The 23,180-nt window shown below is 31.5% G+C and carries 19 protein-coding genes; 6 read left to right on the top strand and 13 right to left on the bottom strand.

All coding sequences use genetic code 11. The features are described from left to right. The first annotated feature begins 13 nt into the window (after positions 1-13). From ASC41_RS10560 to ASC41_RS10550, 3 genes are all read left to right on the top strand, one after another. Complete coding sequence (locus ASC41_RS10560; RefSeq protein ID WP_055436611.1) at positions 14-4,948, top strand: DUF8202 domain-containing protein; 4,935 nt, start codon at positions 14-16, stop codon at positions 4,946-4,948. Positions 4,949-5,230: 282 nt separating this feature from the next. Then, positions 5,231-6,004, top strand: coding sequence for a T9SS type A sorting domain-containing protein (locus tag ASC41_RS10555; protein WP_055436610.1), 774 nt, complete (start codon positions 5,231-5,233; stop codon positions 6,002-6,004). Positions 6,005-6,302: 298 nt separating this feature from the next. Next, positions 6,303-7,160, top strand: a complete 858-nt coding sequence (locus ASC41_RS10550) for a T9SS type A sorting domain-containing protein (protein WP_055436609.1) — start codon at positions 6,303-6,305, stop codon at positions 7,158-7,160. 81 nt (positions 7,161-7,241) lie between these two features. Here the strand turns inward: ASC41_RS10550 and hisS are convergent, their stop codons facing one another. The 7 genes from hisS to rpsF form a co-directional block, all read right to left on the bottom strand. Further along, on the bottom strand, positions 7,242-8,903 hold the full coding sequence (gene hisS / locus ASC41_RS10545) for a histidine--tRNA ligase (RefSeq protein WP_055436608.1): 1,662 nt from the start codon (positions 8,901-8,903) through the stop codon (positions 7,242-7,244). Positions 8,904-9,102: 199 nt separating this feature from the next. Beyond that, positions 9,103-9,573: a DUF6495 family protein gene (locus ASC41_RS10540; RefSeq protein ID WP_055436607.1), complete on the bottom strand. Its 471-nt coding sequence runs from the start codon at positions 9,571-9,573 to the stop codon at positions 9,103-9,105. Positions 9,574-9,628: 55 nt separating this feature from the next. Further along, complete coding sequence (locus tag ASC41_RS10535; RefSeq protein ID WP_055436606.1) at positions 9,629-10,525, bottom strand: glycerophosphodiester phosphodiesterase family protein; 897 nt, start codon at positions 10,523-10,525, stop codon at positions 9,629-9,631. 127 nt (positions 10,526-10,652) lie between these two features. Continuing rightward, positions 10,653-13,829 (bottom strand): TonB-dependent receptor, encoded by a 3,177-nt coding sequence (locus ASC41_RS10530; RefSeq protein ID WP_055436605.1) that lies wholly within the window; start codon positions 13,827-13,829, stop codon positions 10,653-10,655. Positions 13,830-13,971: 142 nt separating this feature from the next. Beyond that, positions 13,972-14,421 (bottom strand): 50S ribosomal protein L9, encoded by a 450-nt coding sequence (gene rplI / locus ASC41_RS10525; RefSeq protein WP_055436604.1) that lies wholly within the window; start codon positions 14,419-14,421, stop codon positions 13,972-13,974. Between the two features lie 13 nt (positions 14,422-14,434). Then, entirely contained in the window at positions 14,435-14,734 is a 300-nt protein-coding gene (gene rpsR / locus ASC41_RS10520; protein WP_198520124.1) for a 30S ribosomal protein S18, read from the bottom strand. After that, entirely contained in the window at positions 14,734-15,072 is a 339-nt protein-coding gene (gene rpsF / locus ASC41_RS10515) for a 30S ribosomal protein S6 (RefSeq protein ID WP_055436602.1), read from the bottom strand. The genes rpsR and rpsF overlap by 1 nt, the downstream gene beginning before the upstream one ends. Positions 15,073-15,309: 237 nt before the next feature. Between rpsF and ASC41_RS10510 the strand changes: the two genes are divergently transcribed. Beyond that, positions 15,310-16,005 (top strand): LytR/AlgR family response regulator transcription factor, encoded by a 696-nt coding sequence (locus ASC41_RS10510; RefSeq protein ID WP_055436601.1) that lies wholly within the window; start codon positions 15,310-15,312, stop codon positions 16,003-16,005. A 436-nt stretch (positions 16,006-16,441) separates the two neighbouring features. Here the strand turns inward: ASC41_RS10510 and ASC41_RS16920 are convergent, their stop codons facing one another. The 5 genes from ASC41_RS16920 to nadC all read right to left on the bottom strand — a co-directional run bounded on the left by ASC41_RS16920 (position 16,442) and on the right by nadC (position 21,499). Further along, positions 16,442-16,615 carry a hypothetical protein gene (locus ASC41_RS16920; RefSeq protein ID WP_160318801.1) on the bottom strand — a complete coding sequence of 58 codons (174 nt, stop codon included), beginning with the start codon at positions 16,613-16,615 and terminating at the stop codon, positions 16,442-16,444. A gap of 84 nt (positions 16,616-16,699) precedes the next feature. Continuing rightward, complete coding sequence (gene priA, locus ASC41_RS10505) at positions 16,700-19,153, bottom strand: replication restart helicase PriA (RefSeq protein ID WP_055436600.1); 2,454 nt, start codon at positions 19,151-19,153, stop codon at positions 16,700-16,702. A gap of 57 nt (positions 19,154-19,210) precedes the next feature. After that, positions 19,211-19,630, bottom strand: a complete 420-nt coding sequence (locus tag ASC41_RS10500; protein WP_055436599.1) for a DUF2147 domain-containing protein — start codon at positions 19,628-19,630, stop codon at positions 19,211-19,213. Continuing rightward, on the bottom strand, positions 19,623-20,633 hold the full coding sequence (locus ASC41_RS10495) for a YihY/virulence factor BrkB family protein (RefSeq protein ID WP_083477189.1): 1,011 nt from the start codon (positions 20,631-20,633) through the stop codon (positions 19,623-19,625). Before ASC41_RS10495 ends, ASC41_RS10500 begins: the two co-directional genes overlap by 8 nt. Positions 20,634-20,638: 5 nt before the next feature. Continuing rightward, positions 20,639-21,499, bottom strand: a complete 861-nt coding sequence (nadC, locus tag ASC41_RS10490; RefSeq protein ID WP_055436598.1) for a carboxylating nicotinate-nucleotide diphosphorylase — start codon at positions 21,497-21,499, stop codon at positions 20,639-20,641. 91 nt (positions 21,500-21,590) lie between these two features. Between nadC and rlmH the strand changes: the two genes are divergently transcribed. Continuing rightward, a complete protein-coding gene (gene rlmH, locus ASC41_RS10485; RefSeq protein WP_055436597.1) occupies positions 21,591-22,064 on the top strand; it encodes a 23S rRNA (pseudouridine(1915)-N(3))-methyltransferase RlmH in 474 nt (157 codons plus the stop codon). A gap of 2 nt (positions 22,065-22,066) precedes the next feature. On the opposite strand, the gene ASC41_RS10480 is transcribed toward rlmH, so the two are convergent. Further along, entirely contained in the window at positions 22,067-22,423 is a 357-nt protein-coding gene (locus ASC41_RS10480; RefSeq protein WP_083477188.1) for a lipocalin-like domain-containing protein, read from the bottom strand. A gap of 127 nt (positions 22,424-22,550) precedes the next feature. On the opposite strand from ASC41_RS10480, the gene ASC41_RS10475 reads away from it, so the two are divergent. After that, a complete protein-coding gene (locus ASC41_RS10475) occupies positions 22,551-23,126 on the top strand; it encodes a non-canonical purine NTP diphosphatase (protein ID WP_055436595.1) in 576 nt (191 codons plus the stop codon). Positions 23,127-23,180 lie beyond the last annotated feature (54 nt).

The following is a 23,180-nucleotide window of genomic DNA, read 5'->3' as shown; positions in this document are numbered from 1 at the left end:
AACCTAAACGCTTATGAAAATTTTTACCTTCAGAAAAAAAGCCCTCCTTGTTTTTGCTTTTATTAGTTTTTTCAATTGTTTTAATTTAGCAGCACAATGCACATCTAGAGGAAATAATGATACTTCTGAATATATTAGCCGCGTTCAATTAAACACAATAGATAATTTCACAACAACGGGAACAACTACTATTGGCTACTCTAACAATACTGGTATATCTACAAACTTAACAACTGGTTCTACTTACTCACTAACTATAACTCCTGGGTTTCCTGGAACTACATTTGCCGAAGGTTACAGAGTATGGATAGATTACAATAACAATAATGACTTTACCGACTCAGGAGAACTAGTCTATACACAAGCAGCAACAACACTCTATCCGGTCACAGCAACCTTTACAGTACCTAATACTGTAACTGCTGGTTCAAAAAGAATGCGCATTTCAATGAAATATAATGGTACTCCAACTTCTTGCGAAGTTTTTGATTATGGTGAGGTTGAAGACTATACAGTAAATATTATTGTTTCTAATACTCCAGAAATTGAAATTATTGGTAATACATTAAATATTGTAGACGGAGATATATCTCCATCCATAACTAATCACACAGATTTTGGTTCAGCAATAATTGGAAATTCAATAACAAGAACCTATACTATAAATAACCTTGGAACATTAAACTTAAACATTGGTACATTAACTATTAGTGGAACAAACGCATTAAATTTTGTAGTTACAAGTCCTCCTTCACTAATAGTAACTCCAGGTTCAAGCACAACATTTGATGTTACTTTTACACCAACAACAGTAGGTTTTAAAACAGCTAACATTTCCATAATTAATAATGATACTAATGAGAATCCATTTAATTTTGATGTTCAAGGAAGTGGTACCCTTCCTTTAACAAATGGACCAGGAGGGATTACAACTAACCTAAGGTTATGGTTAAAAGGTACAGAAGGCTTAGCGTATACTGATGGACAAGGTGTTGCCCTATGGTCTGATCAAGGAAATGGAGCAGATGCTACTGTAAATACTTCAGGCCAAGAACCAACTTATAGAGATAATATTTCAAAAAACATTAACTTTAATCCAGTAGTAGAATTTGATAACTCCTTCTCTACTTATCTTGTTGATGATGATTATTCTTTTGACAATACTTCTACACAGTTTTTAGAAGGCTCTTCTGGACTATACACCCAAGATATCTTTATTGTTATTATACCAGACGATACACCTATTAATAACTCTTTTGGGGTAATGGATGTTTTTTGTGGAGATTCTGATCCAACAACAGACGTTTCAGATACTACAGGAATTGGTTTTGGCGATTTTACTAGTAGAATTACTGGAGAAAGTATTTCTTTTGCTTTAGACACTTACGATTCGTCAGATCCAGGTGATGGTTATGCAGTGCACGATGGTCCTTCAGCAAGTTATTCTAATGTAGGAATAATAAATGCTAGAAATAATTCAGCCGTTACACAACAAGAGTTATTTTACAATGCAAACGATATAGAGACTACACAAAATGATGTTGCTGAATTTACTAATGTTAATGATTCTCGTTTTTGGCTAGGAAGAAGTGAAGGATGGGAAGCTGCTTTAAATGCTAGGGTTGCAGAAGTAGTAACATTCTCTTCTAGATTAAGTGATGTAGATTTAACAGATGAGCGTAATAGAGTACAATCTTATTTAGCAATTAAATATGGTATAACTTTAGGTGTAAATGGTACTTCTCAAGATTATGTAGATAGTGATGGAAATATTATTTGGGATCAATCTGAAAATATTGGATATAATTTTGATATCGCAGGTATTGGTCGTGACGATAATTCCAACATACACCAGAAACAATCTAGTAGTGTTAACAATGCTACAGATGTTACTGGACCTACTGAAGGCATACTATCTATTGGATTAACCCATATATACAACACAAATAACCTTAATAAAGCTAATAACATCGATACTTTAGATAATAAAGATTTTTTAGTTTGGGGGAATAACAATGCAAGTTTAGATGCAGCTCCAACCGTTATATCTGTAGATATAAGTTCGGGGATACCTAGTCTATCTACTCCTGTTAGCTTTTTAAGCATGCAGCGTATTTGGAAAGTTGTTGAAAATGGTGGAGACATAGGAAAAGTACAAATTTCTATACCACAAAATGCGATAAGAAACATTAGTCCTCCAGGTAGTTATTACATGTTTGTCTCTGATGTTCCTGTGTTTGATTCAAATGCAGCTTATAAAGTTATGAAAATTGATGGCTCAAACTTAATTACTGATTATGATTTTGACGGAACAAAATATATTACTTTCGGTTATGCTCCACAAATAGTAGTAGAGCGCTCTGTATACTTTAATGGTACTACAGATTACATTGACATGGAAAATGCTTTAAATTTAAATCCATCTGGCTTTACAATTTCTTCTTGGATTAAAAGAGATGCAGCAGATAGTGGAACTGCTTCAATACTATCAAAATGTGACGAAGCAATTACAGAAGGTTATGACTTTAGAATCTTGAATGATAACAGAATTCAATTGCGTTGGATTAATAGCAATGGTATAAAACAACTAGCCTCTACAACTTCTATTCCCGATGACGAATGGCATCATGTTGCTGCTATTTACAATGGCACTAGAATATATCTATATATTGATGGCGTCTTAGATAGATTTGCAAATAGAACTGCTCCAGTAAGCACAGACCAGTCTTTTCACATAGCTGCAGCTGGAAAAATAACGCCCACAAGACATTTTAGAGGAAATATTGACGAAGTTAGAATTTGGGATACAGAACTAACACAAGTACAATTACAGTACATCATGAATCAGGAAATTGAAAATAATTCAAACTTTGTAAGTGGTAAAATTGTACCTACAACAATTACTAAAAATGATGTAGCATCAATACCATGGACCAATTTGGCAGGATATTATCCAATGTCTATATATACATACACAAATACAAATGATGAATCAGGCAATAATATACAAGGTGCTTTAATAAACTTAAAGACTGTAGATCATCAAACAGCTCCATTGCCTTATAAAAGTGCTGCTGGAACAGATTGGGATTTAAACTCAACTTGGGCTAATGGAAACGTACAAACAATACCTGGTAACACATCTATAGTAGATAATACTATTACTGTAGATTGGAACATTGTTGAAACTAGCCATAATATAGATTTAGACAATGCTTCATTACCATCAGCAAACAACAACAATCGATCAGTATTATCGCTTAACGTAATAGCAAACAAATTAACCCTAACAGGAGATACTAGTGCAAACTCAGGAAACGGATTAACAGTTTCTCACTATTTAAAATTAGATGGAAAAATTGATTTAGATGGTGAATCACAATTAATACAAACACTAGGTTCAGATTTAGATATTGCAAGCTCGGGAAGCTTAGAGCGCGATCAACAAGGTACTCAAGATTTATTCACTTATAACTATTGGTCTTCTCCTGTTGGAGCCACCAACAATACAACAAATAATAACAGTTATAATGTACCTCAAATATTTAATGATGGTTCAGACCCTAATACACCTTTAAACATTAACTTTATTACTAATAGCTATAATGGAACACCATCTTCTCCAGGAACTCCAATTGGTATTGCAGATTTTTGGATTTGGAAATATGCTAACCTATCTACCAATTACTATAACTGGCAACATATTAGAAGTACCGGCTCTATGCTAGCTGGTGAAGGCTTCTCTATGAAAGGTGTAACAGATACAGGTAATAACTTAGTATTATCACAAAACTATATTTTAGAAGGAAAACCTAACAACGGAGCAATTACTCTTAACATAGATAACGAAAAAGATTATTTAGTTGGTAACCCTTATGCTTCTGCAATAGATGCTGACAAGTTTATATTAGACAATACGTCTACAACAGGAGCAATTTATTATTGGGAACATTTTGGAGGTGGTACACACAATACCGGAGGATACCAAGGTGGCTATGCTATTTACAATCTTTCTGGCGGTATTCCAGCAGTAAAATACAATTACAATGCTGGTGCTCCAGATCCTACTGGCGGTAACGGTACAAAAACACCAGGACAGTATATTCCTGTTGCGCAAGGTTTCTTTTTAACTGGAACAGCAGATGGTAGCACTATTAACTTTAATAATAACCAACGTACGTTTCAAAAGGAAAATATAAACTCTGTATTTTTAAGAAATAGTAGTTCACAATCTAGTAGTAATACAAATAATCAATTAGATAATAGATTAAAAATTAGATTAGGATTTACTTCTGCAGATTCATTTAACAGACAGTTATTAGTTACTAGAGATAGTAATGCAACAGAATTAATAGATTTTGGATACGATGCCAAAAACACTGAAGAATTTAATACTGATATGTTTTGGCTTGTTGATAGTGAAAAATTTAGCATACAAGGTACTAATGTAATTGAAGCAGGAATTGTTCTACCGTTAGGAATAAAAACAAGCAACAACGGTATAAATTCAATTAAAATTGATGCTTTAGAAAACGTGCCTGCTAGTTTAGAAATATTTGTCTATGACACTGTTACAAATACATTTCATGACATTAGAAACAATCAAGATTTTTCAATAGATCTACCTACAGGAGAATACTTAGACAGATTCGAACTTCATTTTAGCAATAATAATACTTTAAATACAGAGGATTTTGAAACATCAGAAATAGGTATTCAATTTTATTTTGCAAACAATAACAAAAGTATTGTGATAAACAATCCTATGCTTAAAAACATTACTAAAGTCGAAATATTTAATGTTCTAGGTCAATCTATTGTAATGTATAATGAATTTGAAAATCAAGACTACATAAAACTTAAAACAAATAATATTAGTACTGGTAGCTATATTTTAGAAATACAAACAGACGAAGGCAAACTATCTAAAAAGGTTTTAATAGAATAAAAATCATATCAATTTACTTTAAAACAAAGTACATATTTTTAAAATCCCTAAATTTTTTAGGGATTTTTTTATTTTCAAAAATTAATTTTAAAACACAGTATATCAGAACTTTAACTAAATGCTTTAAATGCATTCTTTTAAAAAATCAATAATTTAATATTCATTACAACGAATAAATAGGTTGTTAGTCGATTATTTTAGTATATTTACAAAAAAATATTTTTTAATTACAATATATAGCTGATCCCTCTTAAGTTATTTTTTTACAAAAAAAACCTACTTATGAAAACATTTACTCGCAAACCAGCTTTACTATTATTTTTAATAATAACATTCTCGACAAACTTATTCGCACAAACTAGTGGAGACCAAAGACCAAAAGTACGTTTAGGTTTTACGTGCCCAGACAATACTCACAGACAATTACTAGTAACTGCAGATGAAAATGCAACATCTGGAATTGATTTTGGTTATGATGCAGAATTGAACACAGAAGAACCTAGTGACATGTATTGGATAATAGAAAATGTTAATTTCCTTATCCAAGGTATAGATAGCATTGATGAAAACACTACTCTTCCTTTAGGTCTTAATACTGAATCAAATGGACTTTGTACTATTCAAATAGATGGGTTAGACAATATTCCAGACACTTTAGACATAGTACTTTTAGATAAAGAAAATAATACATATCATAACATTAAAAACAATTCTGGTTATAGTTTTAATATCGTTTCTGGAACTTATTTAGACAGGTTTGAACTACTTTTTAGTGAAGACAACTCATTAAGTACTAATAATTTTGAAACATTAGAAAAAGATATTCAATTTTATTTTGCAAACAATAGCAAAACTGTAGTGATAAATAATCCTAAGCTTAAAGAAATTAAGAAAGTTGAGATGTTTAATATGTTAGGCCAATCTGTAATTGCCTATAATAACATTAAAAACCAAGACAAGATAAAACTTAACACTAACAATATAACTAGTGGAACTTATATTATAGAAATAAAAACTAACGATGGTAAACTATCAAAAAAAGTCCTAATTAAATAAAAAGCACGAGATTTTAAAATGCTTTCTAAGTAAAAAACTCATATTATTTAAAGTCCTAAAGTATACTTTAGGATTTTTTTATTTAATAAAAACAGTAAAAAATATAGTCAAAAATAGTTTAAAACACTTATTGCTAAACTTAAAAATCTATGATGATGTATTTAATCTTAAAAAAACGCAAAAAAATCACCAAATCGCTTTTATAGGTTAATCACAGATAATATTACAATCAACTCACTTTAAGTCATAACTTCGATTTATTAACCTTTTAATAACGCTATTAAAAACCAACCAACAAATGACAGCTCCCTCGCTAAAATTAACTTTATTATCCATTCTATTAATTACTTTTTACTTTAACGCATTCTCTCAAACTAATGGAGACGATAGAATGAAAATTCGTTTAGGTTTTTCTTCTCCAAACCAAATTCACAGACAAATATTAGTAACTGAAGACAGCAATGCAACAGCAGGTATCGACTTTGGATATGATGCTGAAAGTTTTGAAAACCATCCAGACGATATGTATTGGATAATTGAAAATAGGACCTTTTTAATTCAGGGTATAGATATTATAAATCAAAATTCTGTTCTACCTCTAGGATTACATACTGCCACAGATGGCGTTAGTACTATATCTATAGACCAATTAATAAATGTACCTGAAACCTTAGAAATAGTTCTTTTCGATAATAACAACAATAGCTACCATAACATTAAAGGTAATTCTGGTTTTACACTAAACTTACCAGCTGGTACTTATTTAAATCGTTTTGAATTAAGATTTGTAAACAATAACGAAGATTCTATTTCTTATGAAGAAGAAGAAACTGAAGTTGAAATAGAAACTGAGGCAGAAGCTGAAGAAAGCAATACTGAAATTGAAGCTATTAATGAAACTGAAGAAGTAGTAAGTACTAAATTAGGACTTCAGTTTTTTAACAACACTAAGAGTATATCTATTAATAATCCCAACTTTCAAACCATTACATCTGTAGAAATCTTTAACTTTAATGGGCAATTAAAAGCACAGTATAACTTAGTAACTCTCGAGCATAAAATAGTTATTCAAACAAATAATTTAAACAAAGGAACTTACATTCTTGTTTTAAACACAGAGTCTAAAAGATTATCAAAAAAAATATTAATTAAATAATATTACAACAACAACATACTACATAGAAACAAAAAAGCCTGAAATTTAATTTCAGGCTTTTTCTATTAATATTTTTAAGTTTTATTTCACTGTAGTAATAAGCGTTTCTAAAGACACTTTAGTCTGCTCACCCGTAATCATATTTTTTAAAGTATAAACTGAAGTATTCATCTCTTCTTCACCTACTAACACCACAAATGGAATCTCTCGCTTGTTAGCGTAATTCATTTGTTTTTTCATGTGTTTACCGTTAGTAATTTTATCTGGATACAATTCTGAATTTACACCATTTTCACGTAAAGATTTTATTGCCTTTAAACAAAATAACGCTTCTTTATCTCCAAAGTTAATAAACATAACCTCTGTACTTTTTGCAATGGTTTCAGGAAATAAACCTAATTCTTCAAGTACTAAATAAATACGATCTAAACCAAAACTAATACCAACACCACTTACATTCTTTAATCCAAATACACCTGTTAAATCAGCATATCTTCCACCACCACCAATAGAGCCCATTTTCACACCATCTGGTGCAGAAACTTCAAAAATTGCGCCTGTATAATAGTTTAGTCCTCTTGCCAAAGTAACATCTAATTGTAGTTTTGCAGATTGTAAACCTAAACTAGAAATAGCTTCATTTATAAAATCTAACTCTTCAATACCTTTTTTTCCTTCTTCGGAAGTACTAAGAATACCTTTTAAGCTTTCTATCTGAGCTTCAAAATCACCAGATAAAGAAAATAATGGTTGTAACTTATCAATTCCACTTTGTGGAATCCCTTTACCTAACATTTCTTCTTTTACCTTCTCCTCTCCTATTTTATCTAACTTATCTAAAGCAACAGTAAAATCGATAAGCTTATCGCTTGCTCCAATAACTTCTGCAATACCAGATAATATTTTACGGTTATTAATTTTTATAGTTGCGCCTTTTAAACCTAAAGCCGTAAATACGTTATCGTACAATTGTATAAACTCTACTTCTTGCCAAAGTGAATCACTACCAACAACATCTGCATCACATTGATAAAACTCTCTAAAACGTCCTTTTTGTGGCCTATCTGCTCTCCAAACTGGTTGCATTTGATAACGCTTAAACGGGAATTCTATATCGTTTTGGTGCTGTACAACATATCTTGCGAAAGGTACTGTTAAGTCGTAACGCAATGCTTTTTCAGAGATTTTAGTTGTAGCCTTTTGTGAATTTAAAGACTTAAATTTTTCTATGTATTCCTCGAAAAAAGATTTGAAAATTTCTCTTCGGAAATTAGCAAGATTAGCTTCATCTCTAAAATCAAATAATAGAATGTTTTGTTTATTTTTTTCAAATATCTTCTGAAGTATTGATTTTTCATTTTCTTCACCATCAGATGTTATTTTATTTTTTGAGAAAACATCTAAAGCTCCATTTAAAAAGAAATCATATTTATCTTCTTTTGATTTAATCAGATTATCAAATAAATCAAAAAACACAACACTAATATTTGCTGTATAAAAAACATCTTTTCTAACGTCTTTAAAATAATCACCCGAATTCAAAATTTTAAAAATCAAGCGATCACCTTCTTCACCATACTTTCCCATTAGCGTATCGCTATTTTCGAAGCTTGGTGTTTCTATAGGTTGAAAACCAAAAGTTTGAAATTGAGACTTTATAGTGCTAAAAATATAGTTACGTTTTGCAACTTGTTCTGGATTAAAATCTCTTGTTCCTTTTGGTATACTTGGTTTTTGTGCCATAATAATTCCCTTTTAAGAAAGGGATCTGTTTTAGGTCTTCTCGATACGATTCTTAATAATTTAGAATCACACGAAGTGACGTTATCTTAAATTTAGATTCCGCAGCAAGTGCAGAATTACAAAAATAGTAGAATTAATTTGAAATAGTAAGTAAAATTATTTCTACTATTCATGAGATTCCTGCGTTCGCAGGAATTCGTTAATTTATTAACTTAAACATATACTCGTACAACTCTCCTTTTGTAATATTTGAGCCTTGCTGGATAAGTGTAAATTTATCTAAGTTTTTTTCTTCGGTATAATCTTTTTTAGCTTGTACAAACTCTACATTATCGTGCATTAAATTAGCACGTAGCCAATTAAAACCTTCGGTAGTTGTTAAATCTATTTCTTCTTCTTTTACTTTAATACCAACTAAATGCATGTGGTCTTCATTTAATGCAAATAAGTGAATATCGCTTGGCGAAATATGTTCTAAATATTTAGCTTGATTTAAAACACCTTCCCAAATTAAATCGCTAAAAATATCCAGTTCCATTTCTGCTAACTCTGGCTTATTAGCTTTTAAGTTAGCCCACTCGTCTCCTGTTATAGATTGCGTAGCCAAGAAGTTTATAAATTCTTGTTCTAATTCTTCAAATTGTTCTTTTGTAAGTCTTGAATATTTCATCAAAAAAAATATTTTTTTGCTCCCACAAAAATGGGAATCTTATTAATTTATTATTCTATTTCTTAATATCTAATGCTTTGGCTGCTGCAAAAGGTCTATCTGTTGCAAAAACATCTATTCCATCTTCTCGCCATACTTTATAAGGCACATCTCCTTTAGCTTCTGCTTGGTTATCTAAGTTTCCTAAAGTTCCTAAAATGGTCTTTATGCCGTGAGATTGTACTTTTTTATAAAAATCGTTTGGAGACAAACGTGTACCTGTAAATGCGATCATATTTTCTGTTGGAATATTAGAGCTTAACAACCAACCTAGTTCTTTTTCATTTCTTGCAGAAACAGATAGTAACAATTCTGGAGCGTATTTATAAGCCCTTTGTGCTTGTTCCATATCGTAAGTTATAATTAGGCAAACATCTTCTGCTTTCTCTGCTCTAATAGCATCTACTACAGTATGCACAGACACACTACGTTTAATATCTACAGTTAATACTACCTTATTGGTTTTTGCCCATTTTAATACATCTGTAAATAATGGCACTTTAAAAGTAGTTTCGTTTCCAAAATCGTCTTCTAAATTAAAAGTGTTTAACTCTTGGTATGTGTAATCTGTTAATTTTCCTGTTCCTGTTGTTGTACGCTCTAAAGTATTATCGTGTAATAATACTAGCTTATAGTCTTTGGTTTTAGCAACATCTATTTCGTAAATAGCAGGAATACTATCGTTTACATATTGTAAAGTCTCTAAACAGTTTTCTGGATAGTTTTTAATGCTTTTTCCTCCACGGTGTACACTTATAATTGGCGCTGCATTTTCCGAATATTTGAAAGCTTCAATTAATGCAGATTTTTTAATAGTTTGTGTTTCAGCTTCAGTTGAAGTTGATGTATTAGAAACATCGTTCTTGCAAGACACAAAAAAGACAACTAATAGTATGTAATAAAAATGCTTCATAAATTGGTGTTTCCGCGAAAGCGTTATGATTAAAATTAATTTAAAAAAATAGAAACTATTTAAATAAAAAAATGCGCTTCTAAAAAATTTAGAAGCGCAAATTTACATAAATTATTATGGTTTGTTATTAGAAAATGTAACGTACTCCTACTTGCGCTTGCCATCTTGATAATAATGACGTGTTGTACCCAAAAGTTTCTTGATTAGACTCGTTAAAAGAATATGTTGGTGTATTTGTCGTTTGGTCTACAGACACAGAAACAGGACTTACATTATTAGGAAGTTGTACAATTCCCCAATCGCTATTTAATAAGTTTCCAACGTTTAAAACATCTACACTTATTTGGATGGTATTTGTTTTTCCGTCTCCTGTGCTAAATTTATAATCTTGTAATAATTTAACATCCCACTTTCCTCTCCATGGCGCTAATGCTCCATAACGATCTGTATAATCACCTCTTTTTTCGCTTAAGTAATCATCTTGTTGAATGTATGCTTCGTAGTTTGCTGCTTGTGTGGCTTGTTCTGCTGCTGTTCCAGAAAACTGCATTTGTTGTAATTCTCCTGCTGTTGGCACATATAATAAATCGTTATTCTGACCAGAACTATCATTATTTATATTTCCTGCATAAGTATAACTAAAACGTCCGCCTTGTGCATACTCAAAAAATGTAGATAATGTTGTAGACCATTTATCGTTAGCATACGTAAATTTCTTACTTGCTACACCTATAAATCTGTGTTTATCTCCATATTTAGAAGCGCTTAAAACAGCATCATTTGCATTTCCTGATACTTGATTAAAATCGAAAGCATCACCTGTAATTTCTGCTTCTATAGAGTTTACATCTTTAGAATCTAAGTGGTTATAAGCTAAGCTTGTATAAAATCCTTTTCCAAAGGTTTTTTGAGCCTTTAATGTATAGTTCCAAATACGTCCCTTATTAGAGTTTGTAAATACGTAGGCATTATTACCTTTATCTCCATCTGCATACACTGGTCTATTATCTCCGGGTGCATTTAAAGTTTCGGTTGGGTTTCTTAATCCCCAGTTTTGTACATGCGCTCCATTAATATCTTTAGTATAAGATACATCTGCAGTTAGTACTACTCCATTTTCGAATTTATAATCACCACCAATATTTGTTCTCCAAACTTGTGGCCATTTGTATTCTGGATCTATTATTTGAAAGAAACCATCGTCTGCTCCACTTACTTGGTTACCTAACCAAACAAAAGGAAAACGACCTGTAAAGATTCCAGATCCACCACGCACTTGAAAAGTATTATCTCCCTTAACATCGTAATTAAAACCAACTCTTGGAGAAATTAATGGTTTACTATCTGGTAATCTTGTAGACTCTAAAGTAACTTCTTCGTTAGTATTTGGATTAAAGTAAGTAACTGAGGTATCTCTTGTAGCTCCATTTTCTGTATTAATGTACTTCTGTATTAAATCTCCAGTATCAAAATATAAGGGCTTATCTAAACGTAAACCGTAAGTAAGCTTAAAATTATCTGTAACATTCCATTCGTCTTGAACATAAAATGCTAATTGTCCAACGTTAAGTTCTGCTAATTTCCAACCGCCATCATTTCCATCTCCATTAGCGTTAAATTGATTAAAAGCATTTTGTGTCGCTCCTAAATACTGGTCTACTACTCCTCCTGGTTGTGTATTGTCTAAGAAAGTTTGAACATCTGGATACGGAGAAAATAATCCGTAATAAGGAAAAATACCAAAGTTGAAAGATTCGTAATTAACTAAGTTAAATGAATTTTTAAATTCGAATTTCTCAAAGTTAAATCCTACAGTAAAAGTATGATCTCCTTTAACAAAGTTCATATTATCTGTTACCTGAAAAACGCGTTGATCTAATTTATTGTTAATTGAGAATGGCTCATGACCTGCAATAATATAATTTGAACCTGCTCCATCTTGAATAGCTATTACTGGTGCTGGACCAGATAACGGGTTTCTAAAATCGTCGAAATGAGTATAACCGATTTGCAATTTGTTTGTAACATCTCCAGGTAAAGTTGAATTTAATTCTATTTGAAATGAATTTAACTTATTATTAATTTCGTAACCAGAGTTTTCAAATTGTAATGTTCTAAAACTTGGACCTCTAACACCAATAGCTGTTGGGTGTGCTGGCTTTTCTTTTGATGCATCTAAGAAATTATAGATAACTGCTAATCTGTTATTATCGTTAATATTCCAATCGATTTTAAAAATTCCTTTTGTAGAGTTAGAGTTGTAGTTAAAACCTTCGTATCTCCCAGGATTATATCCTAAATTTAACAATGCATTACTAACATCCATTAAGTCTTGTTCTGCTACAATAGATTCATTTACAGCTCCAGAACCTCTATTAGGTGTAAAAGGCGCACCTAAATCTGTACGTTCGTCTTTTTCGAAGTTTGCAAAAAAGAATAATTTATTTTTAATAAGTGGTCCACCAACACTCAATCCGTATTGTGTTTGTTCTAAATCTGCTTTAAAAACATCTTCTCCTTTAATTTTACCACCTGTAAGATCTTCGTTTCTAGTAAAACCATATACAGTACCATGAAATTCGTTTGTACCACTTTTAGTTACCGCGTTTACAGATGCTCCTGTAAATCCAGATTGTGTAACATCGTATGGCGCTAATGATACTTGAATTTGATCTATGGCATCTAAAGAAATTGGTTGCGCATCTGTTTGCCCACCAACTGTAGCCGCATCTAACCCAAAAGGATTTCCAAAAACAGCACCATCTAAACTAAAATTATTGAATTGATCGTTTCTACCTCCAAAAGAATTTCCAGAAGATGAAGGCTCTAACCTAGTAAAATCTGCCGCAGATCTTGAAATTGTTGGTAAACTTGTTAATTCTCTTCTTCCCACACTAGTCTCTGCTCCTGTACGATCGCTACCAAAAGTACCCGTCCCACCAGTTCCTGTAATAACAACAGTTTCTAAAGACTGACTATCTGAAGCCATAGTAATGTCTAAATTCTGAGTTTTACCAAGAGTTAAGTAAACATCTGTAAAAGCTTGTTCTTTATAACCAACAAAACTAATTGTAATAGAATATGGTCCACCTACTTTAAGATTAAGTAAATTAAAACGACCATCGAAATTTGTTGCACCTCCAAACTTAGTTCCTGTTGGTGTATGCACAGCAAGCACATTGGCTCCTGGTAAAGGTTCATTCATCTCATCTAAAACGAGACCTTTTATATTAGATGTCGTAACCTGAGCAAATGCCAGAGCGACAAAAAACATAAATAAAATTGAAAGTGATTGTTTTTTCATTTTTGTAGTGAGTTGTGTGTTAATTAAATCATTATGCCCGCATAACTATTTCACTACTAAATTACTACAAAAAAAAAAGCCACTTATAATAAGTGGCTTTTAATATTAATATTTTATTAACATAACGTTAACAAAAGTATTTTTAAGCTTGTGCTACAACTTCAAATTGAATCTCTGCAGATACTTCTCTATGTAAACGAATAGAAGCATCATACTTCCCTAAACGCTTAACATTTCCACCTGTTACAGAGATGAATTTTTTATCTATAGAATGACCTTCTTTTTCCAATGCTTCTGCAACATTAATGTTGTTTACAGAACCAAATAACTTGTCTCCTTGACCAGTTTTTGAAGCAATTTTAATCTCTAAACCTTTGATAGCATCAGCAATTGCTGTTGCATCTTCGATTTCTTTCTTTTCTTTGAATGCACGTTGCTTTAAGTTTTCAGCTAATACTTTCTTTGCAGAAGTTGTAGCTAATACAGCGTGACCTGTAGGAATTAAAAAGTTTCTACCATAACCGTTCTTAACCGTTACAACATCGTCTTTAAATCCTAAATTTTCAACGTCTTGTTTTAATATAAGTTCCATTGTTATGATAATTTTATTTTAATAAATCTGTTACATAAGGTAATAACGCTAAGTGACGCGCTCTTTTTACTGCTACAGATACTTTTCTTTGGTATTTTAAAGAAGTTCCTGTTAAACGTCTTGGTAAAATTTTACCTTGCTCGTTTATAAAACCTATTAACCAGTCTGGATTTTTGTAATCTACATACTTAATTCCAGATTTCTTGAAACGACAATACTTTTTCTGCTTGTTCGTGTCAATATTTAAAGGCGTTAAATATCTAATTTCTCCTTCTTTTTTTCCTTTTGCTTGTTGCTCGATAGATGCCATAATTACGCTTTTTGTTTAAGTTTAACTCTTCTTCTCTCTGCCCACGAAATCGCGTGCTTGTCTAAAGCTACAGTTAAGTAACGCATAAAACGCTCATCACGTCTAAACTCTACTTCTAAAGCGTTAATGTGTTCACCTTCTACAGTGTACTCAAATAAGTGGTAAAATCCACTTTTTTTGTTTTGGATTGGGTAAGCTAACTTCTTAAGTCCCCAATCTTCTTTTGATACCATCTTTGCTCCTCTACTTGTAAGAAATTCTTCGTATTTCTGTACTGTTTCCTTTATCTGTGTATCAGATAAAACGGGATTTAAGATGAAAACAGTTTCATAATGATTCATAAAAATCTATTTATTTGTGTTAAAATGAGTGCAAAAATAACTCTTTTTGTAATAACACACAATTCTTTTTTAAATTAAATAAAAGACTTAATCATTACTATATATTGATAAGTTGCTAAGTTAGCAACTTATTAAGAATATCAAATTTGTTAAAATTTACATTTAAGCGATGTTTTTTGGTTTTAATCCGAATTTTTTGTAACATTGTCGATAATTAAACCCAAATAAATAAACGCTATGACTCTAAATTGTGTAGTAGTTGACGACTCAGCAATACAAAGACTTTCAATAGTTAAGCTAATCGAAAATAACAACTCCTTAAACCTTATTGCTGAATACAGCAGTGCTTTAGAAACAAAAAATGGCTTGAATACACATAAGGTAGACCTTATCTTTTTAGATATTGAAATGCCAGTACTTAATGGTTTCGAACTATTAGACGTGTTAAATAACAAACCACAAATTATTTTTGTTACAGGAAAAACAGAATACGCATTTAAAGCTTTTAACTATGATGCGACAGATTACCTACAAAAACCTATTAATCGTGAACGCTTTAATCAAGCGGTAGATAAAGCTGTAGAACAACACAAGCTTAAATTAGACTTTAACGAAACTGAAGGCGAACATATTTTTGTTAAAAGTAACCTTAAAAAACGTAAAGTATATATTAAAGACATAAAGTGGATTGAAGCACTTGGTGATTACGTTAAATTAGTAACCGAAGACACTTCTCTTGTAGTACTATCTACAATGAAAGCTTTTGAAGGTGAGCTACCTGAAGGTAAATTTTTAAGAATTCACAAATCTTACATTGTAAATTTAGATAAAGTAGACCGTTTTAACAGTAAAAACGTTGAAGTTGGTTCTTACGAAATTCCTTTAAGTAGAAACAAAAAGACTTTACTTGTTGATGCTTTAAATAATATTTAAGCTGAAACAAATTTTATAGATTTTAAAATCCTATTCGAGAGAGTGGGATTTTTTTTGCTTACAACTTATTCTTTTTGTCATTCCTAAGAAGGTAGGGTTCTATTATAAACAAAATATTAATATGGATTCCTACCTTCTTAGGAATGACAAAATCACATTGTGTATTTGGATAAAGTAGACCGATTTAATAATAAAAATATTGAAGTTAGTTCTTACGAAATTCCTTTAAGTAGAAACAAAAAGACTTTACTTATTAATGCTTTGAATAATATTTAAGCTGAAACAAATTTTATAGATTTTAAAATCCTATTCGAGAGAATGGGATTTTTTTTATGATTTATACTCCTGCTTTCTGTCATTCCTGCAAAGGCAGGAATCTATTATAAATAAAGTAACGTTCAAAGTGAATCCCTGCCTTCGCAGGAACGACAAAAAGTTAAACTATATCAAATTCTTTTAAAACAATAAACAAACCTATTATAAGAAGACCTAGGCCTCCTACTCTTATTTTAAATGTAAGTCCTCCAAGTTCACTTAAATTTTCTTCATAATACTTAACAATCAAAATACCTATGAATGATAATATAACTCCAATAGCAATATTTAACATGATTTATTAAAATTAAATTATCTACTTATTAAAAAAATAATCGTTTTTCAGCAGCATCAATAAAACATTACGCAACGTCTCTATCTAATAATTATCCACATTCAAAACAACACGAACACCTTTAAAAGCACCAACAGCTTCAAAAGTTGTATTAATTTTCTTAATCGCTTCTTTTGTTCTACTTAAAGATTGCTGCTGTGGAATTTTTATTAAAATATTTTTTAAATATTGATTTCTTACACGCGATACCGGTGGAAATTCAGGACCTAACACATTACCTCTAAAAACCTGACGTAAAGATTTAGCATACCAATCGCTAGCAGTTTCTACCTTATTATAATCTCTATGTTTTAACGTTACTTTTATTAATCTATAAAATGGAGGATATTTAAAATCGCGACGTTCTTGTAACTGCTCTTTAAACATCTCAATATAATTGTTAGTTGAGACCTGCTGTAAAATTCTATGTAAAGGATTATAAGTTTGTATTAATACTTTACCTTGTTTTTGTGTTCTACCTGCTCTACCTGAAACCTGAAGCATTAACTGAAAACTACGTTCATGCGCTCTAAAATCTGGAAAATTGAGCAAATTATCGGCATTCATAATACCAACTAATTTTACATTTCTAAAATCTAATCCTTTTGTAAGCATTTGTGTACCTACCAAAATATCTATTTCTTGCTGTTCTAAAGCTGTAATTATTTTCTCGTAACCATGCTTACCTCGTGTGGTATCTAAATCCATTCTACCAACATTAGCTTTAGGAAATAGCATTTTTGCCTCAGTCTCTATTTGCTCTGTACCAAAACCTTTAGTGTCTAAACTAGAAGTACCGCAAGCCATACATTTTTGAAGCATCGCACTAGTATAACCACAATAATGACAACGTAATTGACCTCTATATTGATGGTAAGTTAAACTTACATCGCAATTTGTACACTGTGGTGAATGCCCACAAGTATTACATTCCACAATTGGAGAATAACCTCTCCTATTTTGAAACAAAATTACTTGGTAACCTTCCTCCAAAGCTTCGGTGATTTCTTCAATCATTCTATCGCTAAAATGACCTTTCATACGTTTCTTTTTGTACTTCTCTGCAAGGTCTACCAACTCGATATCTGGCAATTGCACATTATTGTAACGGCGGTTAATTTCTACTAAACCGTATTTATTTTCAATAGCATTATTATAGCTCTCTAAACTTGGTGTTGCGCTACCTAATAATGTTTTAGCCTTATGTAAATGCGCTAAAACTATTGCTGCATCTCTTGCGTGATAACGTGGCGCAGGATCAAATTGCTTGAAAGACTGCTCGTGCTCCTCGTCCACTATTATTAATCCTAAATTGTGAAATGGTAAAAATATAGACGAACGTGCGCCTAAAACTATTTTCGCTTTCGCGGAATTACCCAATACTTGATTATAAACCTCAACACGCTCATGAGCCGAGTACTTACTATGAAAAACAGCTACCTGCTCTCCAAAATAATTTTGAAGACGAACCACTAACTGCGTCGTTAAAGCAATTTCTGGCAATAAATACAACACTTGCTTACCTTCTGCTAAAATTTGCTCAATCAGTTTTACATAAACTTCAGTTTTACCCGAAGAAGTAATACCATGTAAAAGTGTAACATTTTGTGTTTCGAAAGACGTTTCTATTTCCTCAAGCGCTTTAGCTTGGTATTCGTTTAACGCTTTGGTTTCTTCATTTTCATCACCATCATATTGCACACGATCTGTTTGAATATGATACTCTTCTAAAACACCTTTATCTATCAAGGTTTTTACAATTGCAGAAGAACCTCCACTTTCCTCTATCAGCTCTTTAACCTTTACAGGTTTTTTCGTTTTTGCCGAAATTGAAAACAAAGTCATGACTACTTGTCTTTGTTTTTCGGCTCTGCTTAAATCGTTTAATAATTCATGCAAACCAATCTCGCTAGTATATTCTGGCATAAGCTTAACGTATCTAACATACTTAGGCTTGTATTTGTCGTAGATTTCTTCTTGCAATAAAATAACTTCCTTTTCTATTAATCTTTTAATAACAGGAAGCACATTCTTTTTATCTAGAATACTAGAAATCTCTTGAATCTTTAATGTCGACTGATGGTGTAAGGCTTCGTAAACCAAATACTCATCGTCTTTTAAATCGGTATCTTTTATGTCCTTTTTTAAGTTTCTACTTACTAGTGTTTCACTTTCAAGAATAAAAGCATTTGGTAAAGCGGCACGCATAACTTCACCAAGAGTACACATATAATATTTTGCAATCCATTGCCAAAGTTCTAATTGCTTTTGAGTAACAATAGGTGTTTCGTCTAAAATTTGATGAATCTCTTTCGCTTCATACACTAAAGGCGGATTGGTATGTATTGCGCCAACTAAACCCGTATGTATTTTTGTTTTACCAAAAGGCACAGATACACGCATACCAACTTTTAAAAATTGGGATTCGGCTTGTGTAATGCTATAAGTAAACATTTTTTCTAGCGGAATGGCTAATATGACGTCTATAAAATGGCTCAATTGTTTTTTTAGATTATTGGATTGTTGAATTAATAACTATTAACTGCATACTAAAAACTACTCTACACGTTGCCAATATTGCGTAGAATACAAAAATGCTACATAACCGCGTACTTGCAATACATCTGGATCTTCGGTTAGCATTAATCTGCATTTAAATTTCTTGCCATGTTCTGGATCAAAAATAGTACCGTTTTTATAATACTTACCGTCTTTAGATAGGTTTTTAATCAGTTCGAAACCTAACACAGGTTTGTTGTAATCCTCTCCTTCACAATTAGTGCAGAGTGCTTCTTTATTTTCAGGATTCAAAATATCTATAATCCTGCCAAAAACCTCTCCATCGCGTTCATAAATTTCGACTATAGATTTTGCTTCGTTATTTTGTCCGTCTATCGTTTTCCATTTTCCAAAAATGTCTTGGGTATTTCCTGAAAAGGAAATCAAAAACATAAAAATTAGCAGATATTCACTCATTGTCTTGTTGTTTTCTTAGTCCCATTAATGCCATGTTTAGCTCGAAACCTAGCAGCAAAATATTTGCATTTAACCACAAATAAAACAGCAATATTAATAAGGCGCCAATAGAACCGTAAAGTTCATTATAACGTGAAAAATTCTCGATATAAACACCAAACAAATAAGAAGTTAACATTATTAAAATCGTCGTAAATAAAGCTCCTACAGAGAAAAAACTAGCTTTTCTACCTTCTCGCGTTCCAAGATAATATAGCGTTGCCGTTGCTAAAAATGTAATAATAACAAAGAAACTATATTGTGCAATTCTTGCCCACAAATCGGCTTTACGTTTAGCATCGTACCCATGATCTTCGAAAAAAGTAATAGTATTATCTACCACATAAATTTGAAAATACCCTAAAAAGGCTACTGTTAAAATTAATAGTAAAGACAAAATTAAAGCCACACCCATAGCAAAGAAATATTGCTTGAAAGCGTTACGAGTAAGTTGCTGATGGTACGAATTTTCGAAACCTGAGAATAATGCATTCACACCATTGGTCATTAAAAAAATAGCAACAACTAAAACTGTAGATAGTAATCCTGTATTACCATTATTTCCTTTTAGAGCATCAAAAATATTTTCTGAAAAGAAATCTGAAGTCGTAGGTGGTAATACAGATTCTAAAAAGGCTAAAAAATCTTTTTCGAATCCTTCTATTGGAATACTTGGTATAATAATTATTATAAAAAGCAAAAATGGAAATAGTGCTGTAAAAAAACTATAAGCTATAGCACTTGCTCGCGTTGTTAATGCTCCTTTAGCAATACCTATTACATAGAGTTCTAACAAATCGTAAAGCGACAAACCTTCTAAACCAGGTAGTTTTATTTTACTTAATAATTTTATTAAAATATTAAGCACCGGAATTTTTAACAGCTTCTCCTTTAGTAGTTGCTCGTTTAACTGTCCTTCGACATTTTGTTCTTCCAATAATTCTTTTTCTATATTTTCTGGCATTATGATTAATCTACAGCTTTTAAGCTTAAATCTAAATTATAAACAGAATGCGTTAATGCACCAGACGATATATAATCTACGCCACAAAGTGCGTAATCTCTAATTGTTTTTTCGTTAATACCTCCTGAACTTTCGGTTAAGCATTTGTCTCCAATAAGTTTAACAGCTGTTCTAGTATCTTCGTAATTAAAGTTATCTATTAAAATTCTATAAACACCGTCGGTTTTCAGGATTTCTTGAATTTCGTTTAAATCTCTAGCTTCTACTATAATTTTTAAATCGCGATTAGTCTCTTTTAAATATTGTTGTGTTTTTTCTATGGCTTTAGTAATTCCGCCAGCAAAATCAATATGGTTATCTTTAAGCATAATCATATCGTAAAGCGCAAACCTATGGTTCTCTCCTCCACCAATTTTAACAGCCCATTTTTCTAATGCGCGAATACCTGGAGTGGTTTTACGAGTGTCTAAAATTTTAGTTCCTGTACCATCTAATAAATCTACAAACATTTTTGTTTTTGTAGCAATCGCACTCATACGTTGCATAGCATTAAGCACCAAACGTTCTGCTTTTAAAATAGATTGTGATGCTCCTGTTACATAAAAAACAATGTCTCCGTACTTAACCTTGCTTCCATCTTCTATAAGTGTTTCTACTTTCATTTCTGGATCGACGTAAGTAAATACTTGTTTTGCAAATTCTACTCCTGCAATTATACCATCGTCTTTAACTAAAAGCTTTGCTTTGCCTTGTGCTGTTGCAGGAATACATGATAGCGAACTGTGGTCTCCATCTCCTACGTCTTCACGAATGGCATTAGCGATTATTAACTCTATTTCTTTATTAAATTGTTCTTGAGAAATCATAGATAAAAATTGTTTCAGCTAAAATAATGATTGCAAATCAAAAAAATGAAAAATTTAAATTACAAATTACAAAAAGTTTTACCTTTGGAGCATGACTATTAAACTCATTGCCATAGGCAAAACAGACAACAAACAACTTCAAGCTTTAATTGATGAATATCAAAAACGTTTAGGCTTTTATATTAAGTTTAATTTAGAAATTATACCCGATATAAAAAATGTAAAAAATTTAAGCGAAGCACAACAAAAACAAAAAGAAGGCGATCTTATTTTAAATAAGCTAAGTGCTACAGATATTTTAATTCTGCTAGACGAAAACGGTAAACAACATGATAGCGTAGGTTTCTCCAACTACTTACAAAAGCATATGAATTCTGGTATAAAACAACTTGTGTTTGTAATTGGTGGACCTTATGGCTTCTCGGAAGATGTTTACAATAAAGCTAAAGGAAAAATCTCTTTATCAAAAATGACATTTTCTCACCAAATGGTACGCTTATTTATTATCGAGCAATTATATAGAGGTTTTACTATTTTAAAGAATGAACCTTATCATCATAGATAAGGCTACTTTTTAACCAAAGTCATAACTTCTTTATTTCCAGAACGACTCATTGTAAACGCTAAAGTGTCCTTAGTAAGTTTATTAATTTCTACCGCAATTTCCATTTTATCAATTGGTGTACAATACAATAAATTGTTAGCTATTTTATAGCTTCCTTCAGCATTAGCCGATTGTATTTTTGAGCTATACGTACCGTCTTCGTTAAAATTAAAAGAAACATTATTATTACAATTATCTGCTCCTGTTGCATTATTTATCCAACTTGCACACTCCCATTCTCCAACAATATTTTTTGCTTGTTCTGCATTATTACAAGACATAAATAATACAATACATAATAGGCTAATACATTTTTTCATGGTGTTTGGTTTTATTTAGTTAAGATTTAACAATATAACCTAATCTGTCTATATTTAATAAAATCGTTACACTTTTTAAACATTAATTTTTAAGTAAATTGTATTTTTACTTTTTAAATATTCTATCATGCAACTCGTATTCGCTACAAACAACCTAAATAAATTAAAGGAAGTACAATCTTTAATTCCCGATCACATAAAACTGCTAAGCTTAAAAGAGATTGGCTGTTTTGAAGATGTCCCAGAAACCCAAAACACAATTAAAGGTAATGCCATACAAAAAGCCGAATACATAAAAGAGCATTATGGCTACGATTGCTTTGCAGACGACACAGGACTTGAAGTTGAAGCTTTAAATAACGAACCTGGTGTTTTTAGTGCGCGTTACGCAGGACCGCAACGCGATGCTAACGATAATATGGATTTGCTTTTAAACAATTTAAAAGAGAAGCCAAACCGAAACGCCCAATTTAAAACCGTAGTTTCTCTACACTTAAATGGTAATTTAAAAACGTTTACTGGTATTTGTAAAGGTGAAATTACCCTAGATAAAAAAGGAAACCAAGGTTTTGGTTACGATCCTATTTTTATGCCAAATGGATATACTGAAACTTTTGCTGAAATAGATTTAAAACTCAAGAATGAGATTGGACACCGTGGGAAAGCGGTTGCTAAATTAGTTGAGTTTTTAAATACTCTATAAAGCTCTACTTTATTAATAAAAAACACGAATTTTTCAGTCAAACTAAATGCTGAT

It is taken from the genome of Lacinutrix algicola, assembly GCF_001418085.1.
Lineage (GTDB): Bacteria > Bacteroidota > Bacteroidia > Flavobacteriales > Flavobacteriaceae > Lacinutrix > Lacinutrix algicola.
The sequence above is the reverse complement of the archived record's forward strand: the minus strand, read 5'-3'. Positions and strand labels throughout refer to the sequence as shown.